Annotated in this window: 16 protein-coding genes; 15 read left to right on the top strand and 1 reads right to left on the bottom strand. The window is 37.1% G+C overall.

Annotated features, from left to right (window positions below):
- Position 1: 1 nt before the first annotated feature.
- From SCA31_RS07380 to SCA31_RS07370, 3 genes are all read left to right on the top strand, one after another.
- Positions 2–2,380: a transglycosylase domain-containing protein gene (locus SCA31_RS07380; RefSeq protein ID WP_410696319.1), complete on the top strand. Its 2,379-nt coding sequence runs from the start codon at positions 2–4 to the stop codon at positions 2,378–2,380.
- 75 nt (positions 2,381–2,455) lie between these two features.
- The gene (locus SCA31_RS07375) at positions 2,456–3,997 is read left to right on the top strand and encodes a protein adenylyltransferase SelO (protein ID WP_410696318.1); all 1,542 of its coding nucleotides are present in this window, start codon (positions 2,456–2,458) and stop codon (positions 3,995–3,997) included.
- A 72-nt stretch (positions 3,998–4,069) separates the two neighbouring features.
- On the top strand, positions 4,070–5,347 hold the full coding sequence (locus SCA31_RS07370; RefSeq protein WP_410696317.1) for a DUF6080 domain-containing protein: 1,278 nt from the start codon (positions 4,070–4,072) through the stop codon (positions 5,345–5,347).
- 47 nt (positions 5,348–5,394) lie between these two features.
- Here the strand turns inward: SCA31_RS07370 and SCA31_RS07365 are convergent, their stop codons facing one another.
- Complete coding sequence (locus SCA31_RS07365; RefSeq protein ID WP_410696316.1) at positions 5,395–5,952, bottom strand: SPOR domain-containing protein; 558 nt, start codon at positions 5,950–5,952, stop codon at positions 5,395–5,397.
- A gap of 181 nt (positions 5,953–6,133) precedes the next feature.
- On the opposite strand from SCA31_RS07365, the gene SCA31_RS07360 reads away from it, so the two are divergent.
- The 12 genes from SCA31_RS07360 (at position 6,134) to SCA31_RS07305 (ending at position 21,216) form a co-directional block, all read left to right on the top strand.
- Positions 6,134–7,492 (top strand): c-type cytochrome, encoded by a 1,359-nt coding sequence (locus SCA31_RS07360; protein ID WP_106917057.1) that lies wholly within the window; start codon positions 6,134–6,136, stop codon positions 7,490–7,492.
- Positions 7,493–7,515: 23 nt separating this feature from the next.
- A complete protein-coding gene (locus SCA31_RS07355) occupies positions 7,516–10,581 on the top strand; it encodes a TAT-variant-translocated molybdopterin oxidoreductase (protein WP_410696315.1) in 3,066 nt (1,021 codons plus the stop codon).
- A gap of 25 nt (positions 10,582–10,606) precedes the next feature.
- The gene (nrfD, locus tag SCA31_RS07350; protein ID WP_076353019.1) at positions 10,607–12,004 is read left to right on the top strand and encodes an NrfD/PsrC family molybdoenzyme membrane anchor subunit; all 1,398 of its coding nucleotides are present in this window, start codon (positions 10,607–10,609) and stop codon (positions 12,002–12,004) included.
- Positions 11,991–12,512 (top strand): DUF3341 domain-containing protein, encoded by a 522-nt coding sequence (locus tag SCA31_RS07345; protein ID WP_047376185.1) that lies wholly within the window; start codon positions 11,991–11,993, stop codon positions 12,510–12,512. The genes nrfD and SCA31_RS07345 overlap by 14 nt, the downstream gene beginning before the upstream one ends.
- A gap of 1 nt (position 12,513) precedes the next feature.
- Complete coding sequence (locus SCA31_RS07340) at positions 12,514–13,200, top strand: c-type cytochrome (RefSeq protein ID WP_410696314.1); 687 nt, start codon at positions 12,514–12,516, stop codon at positions 13,198–13,200.
- An 8-nt stretch (positions 13,201–13,208) separates the two neighbouring features.
- Entirely contained in the window at positions 13,209–14,540 is a 1,332-nt protein-coding gene (locus tag SCA31_RS07335; RefSeq protein WP_284462333.1) for a quinol:cytochrome C oxidoreductase, read from the top strand.
- Between the two features lie 153 nt (positions 14,541–14,693).
- Positions 14,694–15,710, top strand: a complete 1,017-nt coding sequence (locus SCA31_RS07330) for a hypothetical protein (RefSeq protein WP_410696313.1) — start codon at positions 14,694–14,696, stop codon at positions 15,708–15,710.
- A 50-nt stretch (positions 15,711–15,760) separates the two neighbouring features.
- Positions 15,761–16,966 (top strand): hypothetical protein, encoded by a 1,206-nt coding sequence (locus tag SCA31_RS07325; protein WP_410696312.1) that lies wholly within the window; start codon positions 15,761–15,763, stop codon positions 16,964–16,966.
- Positions 16,967–17,503 carry an adenine phosphoribosyltransferase gene (locus tag SCA31_RS07320; protein WP_410696311.1) on the top strand — a complete coding sequence of 179 codons (537 nt, stop codon included), beginning with the start codon at positions 16,967–16,969 and terminating at the stop codon, positions 17,501–17,503.
- A gap of 193 nt (positions 17,504–17,696) precedes the next feature.
- A complete protein-coding gene (locus SCA31_RS07315; protein ID WP_106917063.1) occupies positions 17,697–18,404 on the top strand; it encodes a hypothetical protein in 708 nt (235 codons plus the stop codon).
- A 3-nt stretch (positions 18,405–18,407) separates the two neighbouring features.
- Positions 18,408–18,926 carry a 6,7-dimethyl-8-ribityllumazine synthase gene (gene ribH, locus SCA31_RS07310; RefSeq protein ID WP_034734563.1) on the top strand — a complete coding sequence of 173 codons (519 nt, stop codon included), beginning with the start codon at positions 18,408–18,410 and terminating at the stop codon, positions 18,924–18,926.
- Positions 18,927–19,137: 211 nt separating this feature from the next.
- Positions 19,138–21,216 (top strand): LTA synthase family protein, encoded by a 2,079-nt coding sequence (locus tag SCA31_RS07305; protein WP_410696361.1) that lies wholly within the window; start codon positions 19,138–19,140, stop codon positions 21,214–21,216.
- Positions 21,217–21,261: the final 45 nt, after the last annotated feature.

Below are 21,261 nucleotides of genomic sequence, written 5' to 3'. Positions count from 1 at the left end.
AATGGAAGAAAACAATAAAAATGCAGGAAACAAGGGAAAAACATTTCCCCTGCCTCCTAAAAAAAAGAAAGATACCTCTTGGAAAAAATGGGTCTCATTTATTTGGATTGGACTCATTGCGGTAGTTTTAGGTATTTCAGGACTTTTCTTTGCTGTTTCCCAAGGTTTCCTTGGAGAAATGCCAGATGTAAAGGAACTTGAAAATCCGGACATCTTTGTCGCTTCTGAAATTATTTCCTCAGATGGAGTAACACTAGGCAAGTTTGAAAAAGAAAAAACCCAGCCTATTGTTTACAAGGACCTTCCTCCTTATCTTATCTATGCTCTCCAGGCGAAAGAAGATGAGCGTTTCAAGGAACATTCAGGAATTGACTTATATTCTATTGCCAGAGCCGTTGCCTATGGAGGTGGACGTGGAGGTGGTTCTACCATTACTCAACAGTTGGCTAAGCTTCTTTTCACAGGAAATGCTTCTCAAAATAAATTTGAAAGAGCTTTCCAGAAATTAAAGGAATGGGTTGTAGCAGTAAGCCTTGAAAAGAGATATACCAAGGAAGAAATCATTACGCTTTACTTTAACAAATTTGACTTCCTTTTCAATGCCAATGGTGTTGAAATGGCTTCCAGAGTATATTTTAACAAGAAAACTTCAGAACTTACACTGCCTGAAGCAGCTACTTTTGTGGCTATGCTTGAAAATCCAAGAAAAAACAATCCTTACAGATATCCTGAAAGAGCAAAGGAAAGAAGAAATGTTGTATTGGATCAAATGCAGAAAACAGGGTATATCAATGAAGAAACCTACCAAAAGGCGATCAATACTCCTGTAGAAGTAGACTTCCACCCTATTAAAAGTATTACAGACGGATATTCTGCCTATTATAAGTTCTATCTGAGAAAAGAGATTGATAAATATCTTGAAACTCATGAAAAAGAAACAGGAAAGAAACTAAATCTTTATAAAGACGGATTAAAAATCTATGTTACACTTGATTCTAAAATGCAGAAGTATGCAGAAGAGGCCATCAAGGAACACTTAACTGATCTTCAGAAAAGATTTGACGCAGAACAAAGAGGAAGAAAGAACAGACCTTTCTACTACCTTAATGATAAACAAATTAAGGATGTGATGCTTCAGGCTATGAAAAGAACCGGAAGATATAAGCTGCTAAAAGCAGATGGAATGCCTGAGGATTCAATCATGATGGAATTCAAAAAGCCTATCAAAACTTCAAGATTTACATGGAGTGGTGAGGAAGAGGTGGAAATGTCACCTTGGGACTCTATCAGATATCATAAGCAAATTGCGCAGGCCGGACTTATGTCTATGGTTCCAGGAACTGGAGAGATCAAAGCATGGGTAGGTGGTATCGATTGGCAACACTTCCAATATGATCACATCAAGCAAGGTAAGAGACAGGTGGGATCCACATTCAAGCCTTTCGTCTATGCCACAGCTATTATGAAACTTGGGATGACTCCTTGCTCAACAGTTTCTAACGGAACTTACGATCATAACGGTTGGCACGTACCGGGAAGAGGAGGCATGCTTACCTTAAAAGATGGTTTAGCACACTCTCAAAACCCGATTGCAGCAAGACTTATCGAAATGACAGGGGTAGACGCTGTGATCCAAACTGCCAGAGATCTGGGAGTTACAGAAGACATTCCTAGAAATAATACCATTGCCCTGGGTTCATCAGATATTACCATCTATGAAATGCTAGGTGCCTATAGTACTTTCGCCAACTATGGTAACCACAATAAACCTGAAATGATCTGGAGAATTGAAGATGCCAATGGTAGAGTAATTAAAGAGGTGAATGTAGAACCTAAAGAAGTAATGAATCCATTATACGCCTACACCATGATCGAATTGATGAAAGGTGTTGCACAATATGGTACTGCATCTGGAGAACTTGGAAGAAGAGGAATCTCAAAAGCAGTTGAAATTGCAGCTAAAACAGGTACCACACAGAACAACTCCGATGGATGGTTTATGGGAATTACACCAAAACTAGCAACCGGAGCCTGGGTTGGATGGGAAGACAGAGCAACCCACTTCTTTGGAACAGGAGAAGGTCAGGGTGCCAAGATGGCTTTACCAATATGGGCGATATTCATGAAGAAGGTATGGGCAGATAAGAGTTTAGGGGTTACCCCTGATGATAAATTCATCAAGCCATCAGACTGGAAAGACGGATGCTCAAACCTTAAGGGGCTAAGCGGAGGATATGGAGATGACGGAAGTCTTCAGACCATTGACGAGATCAAAAATCCAAGACCTGTAGACCCTACTCCTAAAAAACCTACAGAAAAGAAAGAAGAAAATATCAATGAAAATCTCCATTCCAATGATGAGGTAGATTTTAATAAATAAATTCTCTTTTAGAAATACATAAGACCTTTCAATAATTTGGAAGGTCTTTTCTTTTATAATTAATACCTTTGAAGTATGAATATCGAACGTATCAGACAGCCTTTTATCAAGAAATTCCCAGGAGATTTTTCGAACAATACCATGCAGAGAAATACCCCTAAGGTTCTATTCTCGACCACCAAGCCCGCAGGCTTTGATCAACCTCAATTAATTGCTTTTAATAATGTTCTTTCAGAAGAAATAGGATTAGGAAAATTTGAAGATAAAGACCTGAATTTTCTGGTTGGAAATGATCTCCCTGAAAATGTTCAAACCTATGCTACTGCCTATGCAGGACATCAGTTTGGGAACTGGGCCGGACAACTTGGAGACGGAAGAGCTATTCTTGCCGGTGAAATCATTAATGATTCCGGAAAAAAAACGGAAATCCAATGGAAAGGAGCTGGTGCAACCCCCTACTCCAGACATGCAGATGGAAGAGCTGTGCTGAGATCTTCTGTACGAGAATATCTAATGAGTGAAGCAATGTATCATCTAGGAGTTCCTACAACAAGAGCATTAAGTTTGACATTCACCGGAGAAGATGTTGTTCGTGATATGATGTATAATGGAAACCCGCAGCTGGAAAAGGGAGCCGTTGTCATAAGAACTGCTGAAAGTTTCCTGCGTTTTGGTCATTTTGAACTAATGTCTGCCCAACAGGAATATAAAACGCTACAAGATCTTTTAGATTTTACTGTCGAAAATTATTTTCCTGAAATAACATCTTCGGACAATCAAAAATATAAAGACTTTTTTGAGAACATCTGTACCCGCACGGCAAATCTTATGGTTGAATGGTTCCGCGTCGGATTTGTGCATGGTGTAATGAATACAGACAATATGTCAATTTTAGGTTTAACCATCGACTATGGCCCTTATTCCATGATGGATGAATATGACTTAAATTTCACACCAAACACAACGGATCTTCCAGGCAGAAGATATGCTTTTGGAAAACAAGGACAGATTTCTCAATGGAACCTGTGGCAACTTGCCAATGCCCTGCACCCAATGATTAAGGATGAAAAGTTTTTGGAAGATACTTTGAATAAATATGGCACTTACTTCTGGGAAGCTCATGATACAATGCTTTGCAGAAAGTTCGGATTTAATGAACTTAAAAAAGAGGATGAAGAGTTTTTCACCAATTGGCAAGGATTAATGCAGGAACTTGAGCTTGATTACACCTTATTTTTTAATCAACTGGAAAAAATAACAGCAGATATAGATTTAAAAGAACACTTCAACCATGTTTCCTACACCTTTTTGAGTGAAGAAAAGCTTGGAAAACTTAAAAACTTCATTGAAAATTATGAGTCAAGATTAAAACTCAACTCAATTTCAAGAGAAGATTCCCTGAAATTGATGGGTAAATCCAATCCAAAGTTCACCCTTAGAAATTATCTGCTCTACGAATGCATTGAAGAGATTAGCAACGGAAGAACAGAAATGCTGGAAAAACTCACCAAAGCCCTTGAAAATCCATATGAGGAAATATTCCCTGAGTTTTCTGCCAAAAGACCATCAGGTTATGATGACACCACTGGATGCTCTACTCTTTCCTGCAGTTCTTAGCTAGAATAACAATATTTATAAAACCACCGACTTTGGTGGTTTTTTATTTTACTTTTGCAGAAAATACGACACGTGTCTATTATCAAAACAAAATTCATCAATTTTCTAAGGCTGGTTTTCCCATCCTCATATACAGAACTCGCAGTTTTCCTATTTTTCATTATCTGCTATGGAATTCTGGGATCATATATTGCAATCCACTACAGAATCATCTTCGACAGCAGAATTCCATGGGATGCCTACTTCAGTTTTGACAATAAATCCATATTGATGACAGGGGGCAGTTTTGAAAGGCACCCCCTATCCTATTATTTCTTCAACTGGGTCAGGGAATTTTCATTATTTGTTTCTGGTGGAAAAATGGATATGACTTTCAGGCTTACACTGGCTTGGCTCAGCAATATTATCATTACCCTGAATGTGGTTCAGATTTTTAAATACCTAAAGAATATCATCAGACTTCCACTTACATTCAGTCTTTTGATTACATTCTTCTTTGGAGTATTTTCTACAAATATCATTTTATCATTTACACCGGAGAATTTCACCTATACCTTATTTTTACTTTCTCTTTACCATTATTATGCAGCTATAAAACTTAAAAAAGAAGAAAAAACGCCGGCCACAGCGCTGTCATTGGCAGCAATTACCATCGGCGGACTAACCATTACTAATATTGTAAAGGTTTTTATCCCGATATTCTTTGAAAAAAACCTTTACAGAAATTGGAAAAAGCTAGGCAACGCTATTGCAAGAGGAGCAATTGCAATGATCATCTACATCCTGCTTTATCTAAACAGGATTGATTTTAAATACCAAAACATTTTTTCAAAAACTAATCAACAGTATGAGAAGTTCTCCAACGTAGAGTCTATGCCCACTTGGGATATGATCATGTCTTTCTTTTTTGGAGGAAATATTTTGTTTCCAAGCTTTACAATCTCAGACAAACACAACATGAAAGGATTTGATTTTAAAGCGCTGTATATGGATCTTTATTCATCTCCATTTTCTTATATTTTTATCGCCGTATTATTGGCACTGATAAGTTGGAGTTATCTTAAGAATTTTAAAAATAAATGGGTACAAATAATCGCTCTTTCATTTCTCTTTGACATCTTCATACATTGCATAATGAGGTTTGGGCTTCACACTTCCTACATCTACGGCGGACACTTTGTTTTCGTATACCCTTTGCTTATTGGCTGGCTGTTTTACGCTTACAAATCCTCCCCTAAAGTGACCGCATTTTTAACGCTTACAGTTAGCATATTATTCACTTATCTCATCCTCAATAATTGGTTCAGAATGTCAGAGTTTTTCTGGTTTCTGGAAACCTATTATAAATAAAAAAAGCTGAGAAAATTCTCAGCTTTTTTTATTTATATTTTAAAGTTCTACTTAGCTTCTGCACAGAAAATTCTATACTGTACAGCAACCGCAGATTTGAAATACTCTCTTATTTTTGAAAGGTCACCGGCAGCACTTTGCTTAGTAAAATAACTTCCAGCTAAGATCTTATAGTTAGGTCTTAAAGAAGCATCCGTTTCCACTTTCAGGTTAGGAAATCTCTTTCTGAAATAAGACTTCACCTCATTAGCCTCTTCATTACTTTTTACTGTTGTAATCTGAATTTTATACCCTAAAATTCGAGGATTTTTCTTACAAATTTCAGCATTGGTCAATTCCCTATTCGGCACATAAATCTTTGGAGGTCTTGTACTGATGCCTGTAGAAATATTACCATCATTATTATTGTAATCCTTAGTCGGATTACTAACGGCAACTTTTGAACATTTGCCTTCAATTCCTTCCAAGGCAGCATTTATTTTGGAATCCATAGTGATGACAAGCTCTGTTCCCGAAAGCGTATCTTTTTTAACAACCTGCTGTGCTTCAATACTATAAAAACTAAATAATGATAATATCGAAAATATTTTAATCAAATTTCTCATTTAAACTTGTTTGCGCAAATTTATACAAATTAAAAAACTATACCAAACCAGTTATTTAGAATCAATACAAATTAAACGTAAATGATATTTTCCCCTTTCTATATGCCGTTAAATTTCTGTTAAAAATATTATTTTTGCGGAATTGATATGTTCAATAATTTACTAACATAAGATAATTTAAATGATTAGTTGGAGAAAGCATTATAAAAAAACGTTGATCGCAATAGGCTTATTGCTATCAACCAGTGCTTCATTTTACGGGCAAGACGGCGATCCTAAAAACGGAGAGAAACTTTTCAAAGCGAATTGTACTGCATGTCACGCACTGGACAAACAAGTTATAGGACCCCCACTAAAAGGGGTTGTAGAGCGAGTAAAGACAGAGGGTGGTGTAGACAAAGATTGGCTTCACAAGTGGATCAAAGACAACAAAGCTCTTAGAGCTTCGGGGGATAAATACGCCAATGAGATTTTTGAAAAGTTTAACAAGACTGAAATGCAGGTCTTTCCAAATCTTACAGATAAGGATATTGACGACATTTTAGCTTTCACAACTAATCCACCAGCTCCGGAAGAGAAAAAGACGGAAGCAACTCCTGCAGCTGGCGCTGAAGCGGCAGCTCCTGCAGACAAAAGCACAACAAACATTGTAATCATTTCCCTTTTAGCCATCGCTGGTTTATTAGTTTGGATTTTGGTGAAACTAAGACAATTAGTGAAACTAGGTCAATCTGACGAGCTATCCGGGCTTAACGAAACGAGAGTTCGTTCGTTTAAGGAAATGTATGAGAAGTTCCACTATGTAGGAAAAGGATTAATAGCTATTCTTGCTATTCTTGCTGCTTACGGAGTATGGAACTGGTTAATGTGGATCGGGGTTTACAAAGGGTACAAACCTGAGCAGCCTATCTACTTCTCTCACAAAATCCACGCTGGAGAACAGAAAATTGACTGTCAATTATGTCACTCTAGTGCTAAATATGGAAAAGTATCTGAGATTCCTTCTATGAACGTTTGTATGAACTGTCACAGAACAATTTCTGAATACAACGCAGATCACTACATGGAGCCAGGAAAAGACAAGGCATTCTATGACGGAGAAATCCAGAAGATCTACGCAGCAACAGGTTGGGATCCTGCTAAACAACAGTATACAGGAAAAACACAACCGGTTGAATGGACAAGAATCCACAACATGCCAGATTTCGTTTACTTTAACCACTCTCAGCACGTAGTAGCAGGTGAGCAGGCGATTATCAATTCTTTCAACAAAAAGAATCCTAACAACAAAATTGATGTTGTATGTAAGGCTTGTCACGGAAAAATTGATACAATGAATGTTGTTCAAATGGCTAATGACTTTACGATGGGATGGTGTATCGAGTGTCACAGAACGACTGAAATCGATATGAACAACGGTTATAATAAAGAGTACTTCAAGAATCTACACGACAAGTTGAAAAAACAATATCCACAAGATGGAGGTAAGATCACTGTAGATGCAATTGGAGGTCTTGAGTGTGGTAAATGTCATTATTAATAACTAAAAAATTAGAAGTATAAATGGCTTCAAACAAAATACAATTCAGAAGTATTCATGAACTTAAAGATCCAGCTTTAAATGGTAAGCTGGCTCTTAAAGAGTTCCAGGAAGAAATTCCGGTAGAAGATTTCCTTGGAGATGCTGAACAGAATGGTTCCAGTACTTCAAGAAGAGATTTCTTAAAATTACTAGGATTCTCTACAGCAGCGGTAACTCTTGCTGCTTGTGAAGCTCCGGTAATTAAAACGATTCCTTACGTAGTAAAACCGCATGATATTATTCCAGGGGTTCCAAATTATTACGCTTCAACATATTTTGATGGTTTCGATTTCGCTAGCGTTTTAGTAAAAACTCGTGAGGGAAGACCAATCAAAATTGATCCAAACCCAGTTGCTGGTGATTTAGGGAAAACTAACGCAAGAGCTCAGGCAAGTGTACTTTCTCTTTATGACAATGATAAAGTAAAGCAGCCTAAACTAGACGGTAAAGATGAAACTTTCGATAAAGTAGACAGTTTTGTTCTTAAAGGTCTAGAAGAAGCTAAAGCATCAGGTAAAAAGATTGTGGTTTTATCACACTCTTTTGCTTCACCAACTTTCAAAAAGTTATTTGCTGAATTTAAAGCTAAATACCCTACAGCAGAATTAGTAACTTATGATGCTTTCCCTTACTCTGCAGCTTTGGATGCAGCTCAGGAAGTATTCGGACAAAGAGCATTGCCAATCTATGACCTTAAAGGGTCTGAATTGGTGGTTTCTTTCCAGGCTGATTTCTTGGGAGACTACAACGCTTCAAGCTTAGAGTCTTCTTATGCAGCAGCTAGAAAGCCAGGAGCAAACATGTTGAGACACATCCAAGTGGAATCTAACATGTCATTAACCGGTGCTAACTCTGACTCAAGATACAGATTAAAACCAAGTGCTGTAAACAAAACTTTAGTTGAAGTTTACAATGCAATCGTAGGTGGTGGTACTTCTGATAAGACTGCTACTGAAATTGCTAACGAATTGAAAGCAAAAGGCAGCAAAGCTGTTGTTTTAGCTGACGGTTCTAAAGGAGCACAGGTTTTAGCACACTTAATCAACCAAAAACTAGGATCAGTTGCTTTCACAGGTAAAGCAAACTTCCTAAAAGAATTTGATAAAGCAAGATACCAGGAGTTCTTAGGATGGGTAAATGCAGGTCAGGTTGGTGTATTAATCGCTAACAATGTAGACCCTATCTACTCTCATCCGAAAGGAGAAGATTTCAAAAAATCTTTATCTAAAGTTCCTTACGTAGTTGCTGTAGCTGATAAGAAAAATGAAATGTACAAGGCAGCGAAAGCTGTAATTCCGGTTGCTAACTGGTTAGAGTCTTGGGGAGATATCGAACCACAGACTGGTGTATATTCATTAATGCAGCCTACGATCCAAAAAATCTACAAATCAAGACAGATTGAAGAATCTCTATTGGTTTGGAAGAATGGTAAAAATAATGCTGCTAACAACTACTATGATTATTTAAAAGCTAATTCAGCTTCTATTCTAGGTGGTACTTCTTTCAACAAAGCATTATATAACGGTATCAATGCTTCTACTAACTCAACAACATTATCTTATGCAGGTGGAAACGCTGTACAGGCTGTTGCTGAACTAGGAAACTTCAAAGCTTCTGAATTAGAATTGGTATTATATACTAAGACTTCAATGGGAGACGGAACTCAGGCAAACAACCCTTGGTTGCAGGAATTACCAGATCCATTGACAAGAATGTCTTGGGATAACTACTTGACTATTTCTCCTAAAGATGCAGAGAAATTTGCGATTGAAAATGATCTTAATGCAAGAATGCAGTTAGATGGTTCTATCGTAAATCTTACTGTAAACGGAGTAACAATAAAAGATGTTCCTGTATTTATTCAACCTGGTCAGGCAGAAGGATCTGTAGGTCTTGCACTTGGTTATGGTAAGAAAAACTCAGGAGCAACTGCAGATACAGGTGTAAATGCTTATCCTCTATTCGATGGTTCTAACCTTGTTCTTTCAGGTGCTAAAATCGAGAAAACTGGAGAAGATCACGAATTTGCAGGTATCCAGCTTCAGAATACCCTAATGGGACGTTACGAAATTGCTAAAGAAGTTCCTTTAGCTGAATTTATCAACGTACCTTTCGATGATCAACATAAAGGATGGAACAAGCCTTTGGAATATCACACAATCAGTGGAGCACTTCCAGCGAGAAAAATCGACCTCTGGGATGCTTTTGATGATACGGACGGACCTCACTTCAACTTATCTATTGACTTGAACTCTTGTACAGGTTGTGGAGCATGTGTAATTGCTTGTCAGGCTGAGAACAACGTTCCTGTAGTAGGTAAAGAAGAGGTAAGAATGTCTAGAGATATGTACTGGTTAAGAATTGACCGTTACTATTCTTCAAGACAAAAAGTAGAAGTATACGAAGGATTGAAAGAAGGAATGGCTGTACCAGAATTGTACGGAACAGCATTTGGAGACGGAGGTGCATTAAACCACCCTGCAGACAACCCGGATGTAATCTTCCAACCAGTAATGTGTCAGCACTGTAACCACGCTCCTTGTGAAACTGTATGTCCGGTAGCGGCTACTTCACACGGTAAGCAAGGTCAAAACCATATGGCTTACAACAGATGTATCGGTACTAGATATTGTGCAAACAACTGTCCATACAAAGTAAGACGTTTCAACTGGTTTACTTATAACCTAAATGACAAGTTCGATTTCAACATGAACAACGATTTAGGAAGAATGGTACTTAACCCAGACGTAGTTGTAAGAACTAGAGGGGTAATGGAGAAATGTTCAATGTGTATCCAAGAAACTCAGGCTACTATTTTAGCAGCTAAGAGAGACAACAGAAAAGTAACAGATGCTGAGTTCAAGAACTCTTGTGCTTGTGCGGCTGCTTGTTCTACTGGAGCAATGACTTTCGGAGACATGAATGATAAAGAGTCTGAAGTTAGACAGCAATATGCGTCTAACAGAAGATATTATTTACTAGAGGAGATTGGAACAAAACCAAACGTGTTCTATCACACTAAAGTAAGAAACAGAGTAGAAAAATAAAGTTTAAATAATAAATAGGTAAAAAATGTCAGGACATTACGAAGCTCCGATAAGGGAACCTCTAATTATTGGTCACAAAACTTATCACGATATCACAGAAGATATTGCACGACCTATCGAAGAAAGAGCAGGTAAATTATGGTGGATCTCATTATATGCAGCCTTAGTTCTATTCATCTATGGATTCGGCTGTATCGCTTATACTATCGGAACAGGTATTGGAGCATGGGGGCTTAACAGAACTATTAACTGGGGTTGGGATATTACCAACTTCGTATGGTGGGTAGGTATCGGTCACGCCGGGACCCTAATCTCCGCAGTATTATTATTATTTAGACAGCGATGGAGAATGTCTGTAAACAGATCTGCAGAGGCGATGACGATCTTTGCGGTTGTACAGGCAGCAATCTTCCCTGTAATCCACATGGGTAGAGTTTGGGTTGGATATTGGGTATTCCCTTTACCAAACCAGTTCGGTTCTCTTTGGGGGAACTTTAACTCTCCTCTACTTTGGGACGTATTTGCGATCTCTACGTATTTCTCAGTATCAACTGTATTCTGGTTCATGGGACTTATCCCTGACTTTGCAATGATCAGAGATAGAGCTAAGACTCCTTGGACGAAGAAAATCTATACATTCCTAGCATTCGGATGGGGTGGTAAAGCAAAACACTGGCAAAGATTCGAAGAACTTTCTTTGGTTCTTGCAGGTTTGGCAACTCCACTTGTATTCTCCGTACACACAACGGTATCTTTTGACTTCGCAACTTCAGTTATTAAAGGATGGCACTCTACAATCTACCCTCCTTACTTCGTAGCTGGTGCGATCTTCTCAGGATTCGCAATGGTACAGACTCTATTGTTGATTGCTAGAAAAGTTTGTCACTTAGAAGAATATATCACAATGTATCATATCGAAATTATGAACATCGTAATCGTTCTTACAGGGGGTATGGTAACTGTAGCTTATGCTACTGAGTATTTCATCGGATGGTATTCCGGATCAAGATTTGAAGACTTTACTTACCTTTCTCCAGGTGCTGCAGTAGGACCTTACTGGTGGGCATTCTGGTCATTGATTATCTGTAACCTTGTGGTTCCTGCTTCTTTCTGGTTCAAAAAAGCTAGAACGAATATTATCTGGACATTCATTGTTGCATTAATCATTAACATCGGTATGTGGTTTGAGCGTTTTGATATCATCGTTATCAACCTTTCTAGAGACTACTTACCAGGATCATGGACAATGTTTAAGCCAACGATCATTGATGTGGGTGTATACTTAGGAACTATCGGATTCTTCTCTGTATTATTCTTATTATATGCAAGAACATTCCCTGTAATTGCACAGGCTGAATTAAAATCGATTTTGAAAATCTCAGGTGAAACTTATAAAGCAAAAGAAGGAGATGAGCACCACTAAAATTGTATACGGACTTTATGCTGACGACGACGATTTAATGAACGGCGTTAAGGCATTCAACGATAAAGGAATCGCAATAAACGAGGTTTATACTCCGTTTCCGGTTCACGGACTAGACAAGGCTTTAGGGTTAAAGAAAACTAGAATTTCTGATGCCGCATTCTTATATGCTCTTTATGGTGTTACTATTGGTGCTACTGTAACTTGGTATGTAATGAATCATGACTGGCCACAGAATATTGGTGGTAAACCAGCTTTTGACTGGGCTCACAATATGCCTGCATTCGTAGTTCCAATGTTTGAATTAATGGTATTCTGCGCAGCTCACATGATGTCTTTAACTTTCTTGGTTAGAAACAAAATGTATCCGGGAGCTCCGGCTCAGAATCCTGATCCAAGAACTACTGATGATAAATTCATGATGGAATTCGTAACTGAAGATGTAGAATCTGTAAAGCAGTTGCTAATTGAAACTGGAGTTGAAGAAATAACTGTTAAAGACGCTTAAAATGAAAAAGAACGTATTAAGAATTGCAGCAGTTTTAGGTTTAACAACAGTTTTACTTAACTCTTGCGGACCAAAGGAGAACACTCCATTGGTATATTTCCCGGATATGTATTTTCCGGTAGCTTATGATCCATTGATGAAAGCTCAGGACGCTTATTCAGATCATGAAAACGAAATTCCTGCTTTTGTTAAAAATAATGGTGCAACAGGTCTTACTCCAGTAGAAGGATCTGTTCCTCAAAATAAAGATGGAGTTTTTGAAGAAAGTTTATTACCAAAGAATGTTGACGAGTACAACGCAGGGTATGAAGCTTCTAAAAAACTTACAGGCTCTCCTCTAAATCCAGCTAATGCAGCTAAGGATCTTGAAAGAGGGAAAGTATTATTTGACCATACTTGTGCTGCATGTCACGGAACAGGAGGTGATGGACAAGGACCAATTGTACAAACTGGAGCATTCTCTGGAGTTCCTAACTATGCTGATAGAGAGCTTACAGTAGGGTCTGTTCATTATGTATTAACAAACGGTAGAAACGCGATGGGATCTTATGCTGGACAGCTAAACCCTGGTGATAGATGGAGAGTGGCTATGTATGTGATGAGTGCTTTCAAAAAAGGAGCAGCAGCACCGGCAGCAGCTACAGCGGCGGCACCAGCAACTGAAACGACTACCGAAACTAAAAAATAAGAAAAGAAATGTATAGTTTTTCACCAAAATTAAAATCAACTTCTATCATACTTCTTGTTGTAGGTTTAGTTCTGTTTGGTATTGGTTTCTTTATGAACAAAGGACTTTCTACTGAGCAAATAGAACACATGATGGAAGCTGTTCATGCTTCTGGACATGACGCTCCTACACACTCAAGTGAAATGGTTGGACCTCAGGACCATGCTGCTCACCTAGAGCATGCTACCATGCAGATCCACAACCAGCCTTTAGCATCGTTACACTTTGTAGCAGTGTTCTTCTTTGGAGTAAGTTGTGCTGTATTGTTTTTTTACTGTATTCAGCATGCTGCCCACGCTGGTTGGCCAATTATTATTACAAGAGTAATGGAAGCTATTGCTTCTTATATCCCTTACGGAGGTGCTATTCTGGTTATTATGATGATCTTAAATATCACTCACAATGGCCACCTATTCCACTGGATGGATCCGGAATTAACGAATCCTGAATCTGCACACTTTGACGTAATTTTATTCGAGAAGAAAAGATTCTTAAACATACCTTTCTATGCTATCAGAACGATCATTTATGTAGTAGGTGCTTCTTTCTTCGCATGGAAACTTAAAGCTCAGTCTAAAAAAGTAGATGATACTAAATCTAAAGTTGAGTATCAAATGCTTTACAGATGGGCAGTAGGATATATCGCATTCTTCGGATTTGCTTCTGCTGCTTGGGCTTGGGACTGGTTGATGTCTATTGACCCTCACTGGTATTCTACAATGTATATCTGGTATTCAATGGTTAGCTGCCTTTCAAGTGGTATTGCTGTAATCATCCTATTAAGTGTTTATCTTAAGAAAAATGGTTACTTACCACAGTTCAATGACAATCACTTACACGATTTAGGAGTATTCCTTTTCGCTACAAGTATGCTTTGGACATATACATGGTTTGCTCAGTTCATGCTTTATTGGTATGCAAACGTTCCGGAAGAGGTTAACTACTTCTTTGGAAGATTCCAACACTATGGTACTACATTCTTACCAATGCTGATTGTAAACTTCTTATTACCACTATTGGTATTAGTAAGTAGCAGCATCAAGAGAAATTACAAAGTAGTAACAGTAATGGCTGTAGTAGTTATCTTAGGACACATCTTAGATTACTTCAACATGGTAATGCCTGGAACGGTAGGACCATACTGGAAAACTCCTGAAGTATTCATATTAATCCTAGGTGCTCTTCTATTCGTAGTTGGATTGTTTATGTTTACTGTACTTTCTGCTTTATCTAAATTGAAGCTGATCCCTACAGGAAACCCTTACCTACACGAATCTGAAATTTATGAGTATCCTTTCTAAGGACTTGTAACAAAATAAAATGATAAAAGACTGATTGTTAAACAATCAGTCTTTTTTTATGGACAAAATAGAAAATCAAAAGATTCAAAAACATTTAGCTGACATATTTTCCTCATCTATAAATAAACAGACTACCACAAAACCACTATTATTATGAAAAGAATTTATCTATTTTATATGATGTTATGCTTAGTCTCCATTTTCACCAATGCACAGACTATTACTTTCGTTTCAGAAAAAAATAACAAACCTCTTCCTAAGGTTTCCGTTTTCGGTAAGGATGGAAGTATACTCGCCTACTCTGATATTGATGGAAAAATTGATAAACAATCCTTAACCCTTTCGCAGGAAAAGTTTCAGCTGGTTTATAATAATTTTCCCGTTGCTACCCTATCCTATTCAGACTTTGAACAACCCATTATCAAAATCAATGATCAGGTAAAAGAGATTGAAACTATCGTTATCCAGAATAATAAGCCAGCAAAATACATTTTGATAAAAGGGAATTTTAACTCCTATGTCACCGTCAACAATAAATTGAATGGTTATGCCGATGGTATTGTCACTTATATTTTTGATAATAAAACAAAGAAATTAAAAAGTACAAATGTTGAACAATACAGAGTTTACAGACTGATTGATCCGAAGCAGGAAAAAAAACAAACTGCAAGTTGGGATTATGGAAACTCTTTGGATGTTCCAAAAATGAAAAAGGTAGGAAACCTTGATGAGTATAAAAAGAAAGAGATCAAAATCAAGGAACTTAAAGGAACCTATAAAGATGAAATAGAGATAACCGGAGAATATCTGCAACAAAAAGAATTTGCCTTATTTGGTTTCAGATTTTTTGATTTTAAAGGAATCCAGAATATTGCATTTGAAAAAGATTCTCCGAAAACCCTTAAAGATCTTTTGGAGTTTAATGAAATACTTTTCATCAAACTGAAACATAAGACAGAGGAAAACTATAATCAAATCATTTCTTATGAAAATTTCTACACCAAGGAAGTAAGTTTTAGCAATGAAAATGATGTTGAAAAAGTAAAATTTAACACAGAATCCAGTAACTACAAAACATCCTATTGGCAAGATCCATCATTCCCTAATATGCAGACCATCTTTAGCAGCTTCTTCAAGGGCGATTTGCAGGAAAAACAAAACAAAAAATAAAATCTACTATTAATAAAGGTTTTACTAAATTTGCAACAAACCAAATAAAAATGAAAAAGTTTTCTTTTCTACTTGTTTTCAGTCTGTTGCTTTTTACAGCATGTAAGAAAGATCATGTAGATGCTACGAATACTAAAACGCTGCAGTCAAGTATCAATGATATGACTTCCAGCCTACCTACCATTAAGCAGATTAAGTTTAATGAAGCTCTTTATATCCTTAAAACATTCGGTGTAGAAGCAGATGGAGATGTAAATGAGCTAAAAGCTCTTGGAAAACTGATCAACGGGAAGAAAGTTCCTGAAATTATGACGCTGGCTGACGAAGTTGCACAAAAAAACGGAATAGAATGGGTAAGTACAGACCCGCCATCTCTTGGAGAAATGAATATCTTTGGAGATGATAAAGCCAAGGAAAGCGATCCTAATGATGTAAAAGCAGGAGCATTAAGCCTTGTAACAAGACCAACCGGAGATGACGGAAGCGGTGCACCCACAGCAATCCAGATTGTTCCTAGACTTGTAGATGCTGCCGGAAACCCTGTATCATTCACTGGTGCCGGTTTGGAAGCAACATTAGAGGTATTTAGCAATGGAGTAAGACTTTCTACCGCTAAAAACCTGATGCAGGATAATAACTTTAAAGGGTTCAACCTTAAGTTCTCCTCTATTCCAGCTTCAAAAGTAGTAGATAATAAAATTGATATCACTGTTTCAGTAAAAACCACTGCAAAGACTTTCAAAATGTCTAAAATTGGATTGGATGTAAACGCGGCAGCCCTAAAGGTTCCTGCAGTTCCTAAAACTGATACAGCAGCTGTACCACAGCAACCAAGTGCAGTCGTGGATCCAAATAATCCTTCTGCAACAGTTCCTACAACTACAGATCCTGGTACAACAACAGTGCCTGCTGCTCCTGCAACACCAAAGCAGCCAACAGCAGATCCTAAAAATACAGTAAGCAAGTTCTTGAACAGCGTAAGCTCTCAAAATCTAAAAGCCGCCTATGATACATCCAGTAACCCAAACTGGGGAAGCTATGAGTCTTTCTCTAATCCAAACTCTGGTTTTGGGGCGGTGAAAAATGTAAGTGTAAAAAATATTACTACAAGTGCATCCAATCCTAACGGAGCCAGTGTAAATGCTACCTATGACGTTACCGATAAGAATGGTAAGACAACATCCTTAAAAGTAACTTTCGGACTTAAAAATGTAAACGGAGACTGGAAAATTTCCAGCTATAAAATAAACCCATAAATGGCTTCAGCAAAACTGATCAAAAAACTAGAAGAGACAATTGAAAATGTCCCAGACTTTCCGATTCCCGGAATACAATTCAAGGATATTTCACCCATTTTTTTAGATCCAAAGCTTTACGAAGACGTTATTGCAGACCTTGCCGCTTTCAGCAAAGGTAAAGTAGATGCAGTGTGCGGAATAGAAAGTAGAGGTTACTTATTTGGAATTGCTATTGCCGTTGCTTTGGAGGTTCCATTTATCTTAATTAGAAAAGCAGGAAAGCTGCCGCCCCCTATCATTTCCGAAAAATATGATTTGGAATACGGAAGCGCTGAAATAGAAACCCGTGAAGGTCAAATCAAAAAAGGACAAAGAATCCTTATCCACGATGACCTTTTAGCAACAGGTGGAACCACAGAAGCTGCTGCTAAATTAGTAGAAAAGCAGGGAGCTATTGTTTCTCAATTTAGTTTCCTGATTGGTCTGAAAGGCTTAAATGGAGATGAAAGACTAAAGAAATTTGGAGCAGACGTTTACCATATCCTGGAATATTAAGATTTAAATACATATACTCTTCGACTCTGCTCAGCATGACAATCACTACAAACAAATCGTTTTAGAAATGTCACCCTGAGCAGAGTCGAAGCTTTTTTACTACAATTTCACAACATTTATATAATAATACCAACAAAGTATTTTGTAAATCTCTCAGAAACAATTAAATTTGCATTTCAATTTTTAAAAACTTATGGCAAAATTGGGAAAGAGTGCTCAAAACGAGCAAGAAGGTAAAGAAACGGTTGAGTTCTTTAAAGACCTTGACAGAGAAGCTTTAAACACTGAAAGATTTGTTGAAAAATACTCAAAGCCACTAGGCGTTGTATTTGGAGCTTTGATTTTAGGGGTTTTAGGATTCTTCGCCTACAAACAATTTGTAGTTGCTCCTAAAAACGCTGAAGCTGTGAAAAGTTTCCTTGCTGCTCAGAAAAACCTTACAGACGGTAAAGAAAAAGAGGCTTTAGGTGGGAAATCTGCTGCAAACCCAGGTTTTGTAGGTACATATAACGAATATTCAGGAACAAGCATTGGTCAGCTTTCAGCTTATAATGCAGGTCTATTAAAATTCAAGGAAGGAAAATTCCAGGAAGCTTACGATCTTTTAGATAAATTCTCTTCTGACAACAAGACTTTAGTAGCCATGAAATATGGTGCTATGGCAGATGCAAAATCAGGACTTAACAAAAACGATGAAGCTTTATCATTACTAGACAAAGCATCTACTGCATCTGATGATCCGTATACTACTTACTTCTTCACAAGAAAAGCAGGTATCGTAGCATTAGGATTAAAGAAAAATGCAGAAGCTAAAAAATACTTCTCTGCAATTGACGAAAAATATCAGGACTACGACAACGGAATGTCTGATTCTTATATTGAAATGACTAAATATTATTAAAAAATGGCAACAGTTAATCTTTCCGATTACAAGCCACTTCATATAACTAATGCCGAAGATTTTTCTATCGGCATTGTTTTTTCTGAGTGGAATGATTTTGTAACGTACAATCTTCGTGATGCAGCTTTGGAAATTCTTGAAAAAGAAGGCGTAAAACCTGAAAACATTAAACTTTTCCCCGTTCCCGGAGCTTTTGAATTAAACTATGCAAGCATGCAGCTTTGCAAAGAAAGAAAATACGACGCTGTGATCTCTATCGGGTGTGTAATCCGTGGAGAAACCCCTCACTTCGATTATGTATGTTCTGCAGTAGCACAAGGAATCAAGGATTGTAATATCATGACTGACACTCCTACAATTTTCTGCGTACTTACAGATGATACCAAAGAGCAATCTATCGCAAGAAGTGGTGGTGATCTTGGAAACAAAGGAGTGGAAGCAGCTGTAACAGCACTAAGAATGATTGATTTCAAAAAGAAATTATCTGATAAAAAAGGAAACATTGGTTTTGGACACTCTTAACCTTTACACAACTTTAACAATATACATGGACTATTTTTAATAGTCCTTTTTTGTTGGACTATTTCACAGTGGCTATTCATCTCAATTATTGGCATCATTCTGATTCAAAAAATTCATAAATCTTATTAATAAAAGGCATGTTTTGATTTTTTTATGTTAAAAGTTGTACACAAAAACTATCTTTGTGAAAACTAATATAGACAGTCACTACATGTTTTTAAAAAAAGTAAAACCGTTCCTATATTTAGGAATTTTTTATCTTATTATTTCACTGATAATAAGAACCATATTCTTTTTTCATCCTATTACTACTGCTAGTTTTGGGGTTTTCGAAATTATCAAAGTGCTTTTAGTTGGCTTGGTGAATGACGTTTTTGTCTTTATACTCGCCAGTGCAATTCTTGCGCTTTATTTCCTGTTTCTTTCTAATTCAAAATATAAAAAACCTTATGGCTATGCTATATTTGGAGCATTAGTCTTATTCTTTTTATATATCTGGCTCATTCCGAACAACATCTTCAAACAATATGGAGGTTCTGTAACAGAAGTCGCATTAACCTTTGTCGGAATAAAAACATTTTTATTCGGATTAATGCTTTTCTTACCTACTCAGAGAATTAAGATAAGGAATGTTTTATATTTTATTACATTACTTTTATACGTTTTACTTATCATTTTCAATGGAGTAAGTGAATATTTTTTCTACAATGAATTTGGAGTTCGCTACAACTTTATCGCGGTAGATTATCTCATTTATACCAATGAAGTTATCGGAAACATCATGGAAAGCTACCCCGTAGTTCCTTTATTTTCAGCGATAATGATCGTTACCCTTACCATTACGTGGCTTATTTATAAAAGAACAAAGGATGAGTTGCTGGAGTTACCCAACTTTAAGCAAAAAATGATTCTACTGGGGTCCTTTATCCTACTTTGTGGAGTAAGTCTATTGGTTCTTCCATCCCTAATGCAGATCAAATCTGACAATGTTTTTGCCGATGAAATTGAAGCCAACGGACTTCCTAAGTTTTACTGGGCTTTTACCCATAATGAACTGGATTATTTCCAGTTTTATTCACAGCTTAATCAGCAACAGGCTGAAAAAAAATTCCTAAGCCAATATTCACAACAGACATTGTCAAGGAATATTGTAGCAGAACAACCCGAGACCAAAAAAAATGTAGTTCTGATCTCCATAGAAAGTCTTTCTGCTGATTTTATGGAACATTATGGAAATACTCAGAAGATTACCCCGTTTTTGGACAGTCTTGCTGACAAATCACTAATGTTTACCAATCTTTATGCAACAGGAAACAGAACTGTTCGTGGACTGGAAGCCTTAACGCTTTGTATCCCTCCTACAGCTGGAGAAAGTATCATTAAAAGAGATGACAATAAAAATAAATTCACAACAGGAAACGTATTCAAATCAAAAGGATATGATGTTAAATTCCTGTATGGCGGATATAGTTATTTTGATAATATGCAGGACTTCTTCGGAGGAAATGGCTATGGAATTGTAGACAGAAATAACTTTAAACCAGAGGAAATTACTTTCGCCAACGTTTGGGGAGTAGCTGATGAAGACATGGCCAGAAAAGCAATTCAGGTGATGAATGCTGAAGCGAAATCCGGAAAACCATTCTTTAACCATTGGATGACAGTTTCTAACCACAGACCTTTCACCTATCCCGATGGAAGAATTGATATCCCGGGAACCGCAAAGTCTCGTGAAGGAGGTGTAAAATATACAGACTACTCTCTAAAACTGTTCTTTGATATGGCCAAAAAACAGGATTGGTATAAAAACACAGTCTTTGTGATTATTGCAGATCACTGTGCATCCAGTGCCGGAAAAACAGAACTTCCAATGGATAAATATAGAATCCCTGCCATGATCTTTTCAGAAGGATTTATCCAGCCTCAAAAATTTGATGCATTAATGTCACAGATTGATGTAATGCCTACTCTTTTGGGATTATTGAACTTCAGTTATCAGTCTAAATTCTTAGGGCAGGATGTATTCAAAAAAGAATTTCAACCCAAGGCTTATATTGCAACTTATCAGGATTTAGGATTTGTAAAGGATGGACGTTTAACGATCATTTCCCCAGTGAAAAAGGCAAAACAATATTCTTTGGAACTGGAAAAGAGCACTCTGGCTCCTGAATTTAAGCTTTATTATGACGAAAAGTTATTAAAAGATACGGACCAAAAGCTGGTAGATGATGCCATTTCTGCCTATCAATCCACCTCTTATTGGCTGAAAACCAAACAACTTAACCGATAAAAATCTAGACATTTTGCTCTAATAATTTTTACAGATTAACTTAAA

It is taken from the genome of Chryseobacterium sp. SIMBA_028 (assembly GCF_046535285.1).
Lineage (GTDB): Bacteria > Bacteroidota > Bacteroidia > Flavobacteriales > Weeksellaceae > Chryseobacterium.
This window is presented reverse-complemented; position numbering and strand designations above follow the sequence as displayed.

Excerpts from the sequence above, each read along its gene's own strand:
- SCA31_RS07380 (WP_410696319.1), top strand. The coding sequence starts at position 2 with ATGGAAGAAAACAATAAAAATGCAGGAAACAAGGGAAAAACATTTCCC.
- SCA31_RS07375 (WP_410696318.1), top strand. The coding sequence starts at position 2,456 with ATGAATATCGAACGTATCAGACAGCCTTTTATCAAGAAATTCCCAGGA.
- SCA31_RS07365 (WP_410696316.1), bottom strand. The coding sequence starts at position 5,952 with ATGAGAAATTTGATTAAAATATTTTCGATATTATCATTATTTAGTTTT.
- SCA31_RS07360 (WP_106917057.1), top strand. The coding sequence starts at position 6,134 with ATGATTAGTTGGAGAAAGCATTATAAAAAAACGTTGATCGCAATAGGC.
- SCA31_RS07355 (WP_410696315.1), top strand. The coding sequence starts at position 7,516 with ATGGCTTCAAACAAAATACAATTCAGAAGTATTCATGAACTTAAAGAT.
- nrfD (WP_076353019.1), top strand. The coding sequence starts at position 10,607 with ATGTCAGGACATTACGAAGCTCCGATAAGGGAACCTCTAATTATTGGT.
- SCA31_RS07345 (WP_047376185.1), top strand. The coding sequence starts at position 11,991 with ATGAGCACCACTAAAATTGTATACGGACTTTATGCTGACGACGACGAT.
- SCA31_RS07340 (WP_410696314.1), top strand. The coding sequence starts at position 12,514 with ATGAAAAAGAACGTATTAAGAATTGCAGCAGTTTTAGGTTTAACAACA.
- SCA31_RS07335 (WP_284462333.1), top strand. The coding sequence starts at position 13,209 with ATGTATAGTTTTTCACCAAAATTAAAATCAACTTCTATCATACTTCTT.
- SCA31_RS07330 (WP_410696313.1), top strand. The coding sequence starts at position 14,694 with ATGAAAAGAATTTATCTATTTTATATGATGTTATGCTTAGTCTCCATT.
- SCA31_RS07325 (WP_410696312.1), top strand. The coding sequence starts at position 15,761 with ATGAAAAAGTTTTCTTTTCTACTTGTTTTCAGTCTGTTGCTTTTTACA.
- SCA31_RS07320 (WP_410696311.1), top strand. The coding sequence starts at position 16,967 with ATGGCTTCAGCAAAACTGATCAAAAAACTAGAAGAGACAATTGAAAAT.
- SCA31_RS07315 (WP_106917063.1), top strand. The coding sequence starts at position 17,697 with ATGGCAAAATTGGGAAAGAGTGCTCAAAACGAGCAAGAAGGTAAAGAA.
- ribH (WP_034734563.1), top strand. The coding sequence starts at position 18,408 with ATGGCAACAGTTAATCTTTCCGATTACAAGCCACTTCATATAACTAAT.
- SCA31_RS07305 (WP_410696361.1), top strand. The coding sequence starts at position 19,138 with ATGTTTTTAAAAAAAGTAAAACCGTTCCTATATTTAGGAATTTTTTAT.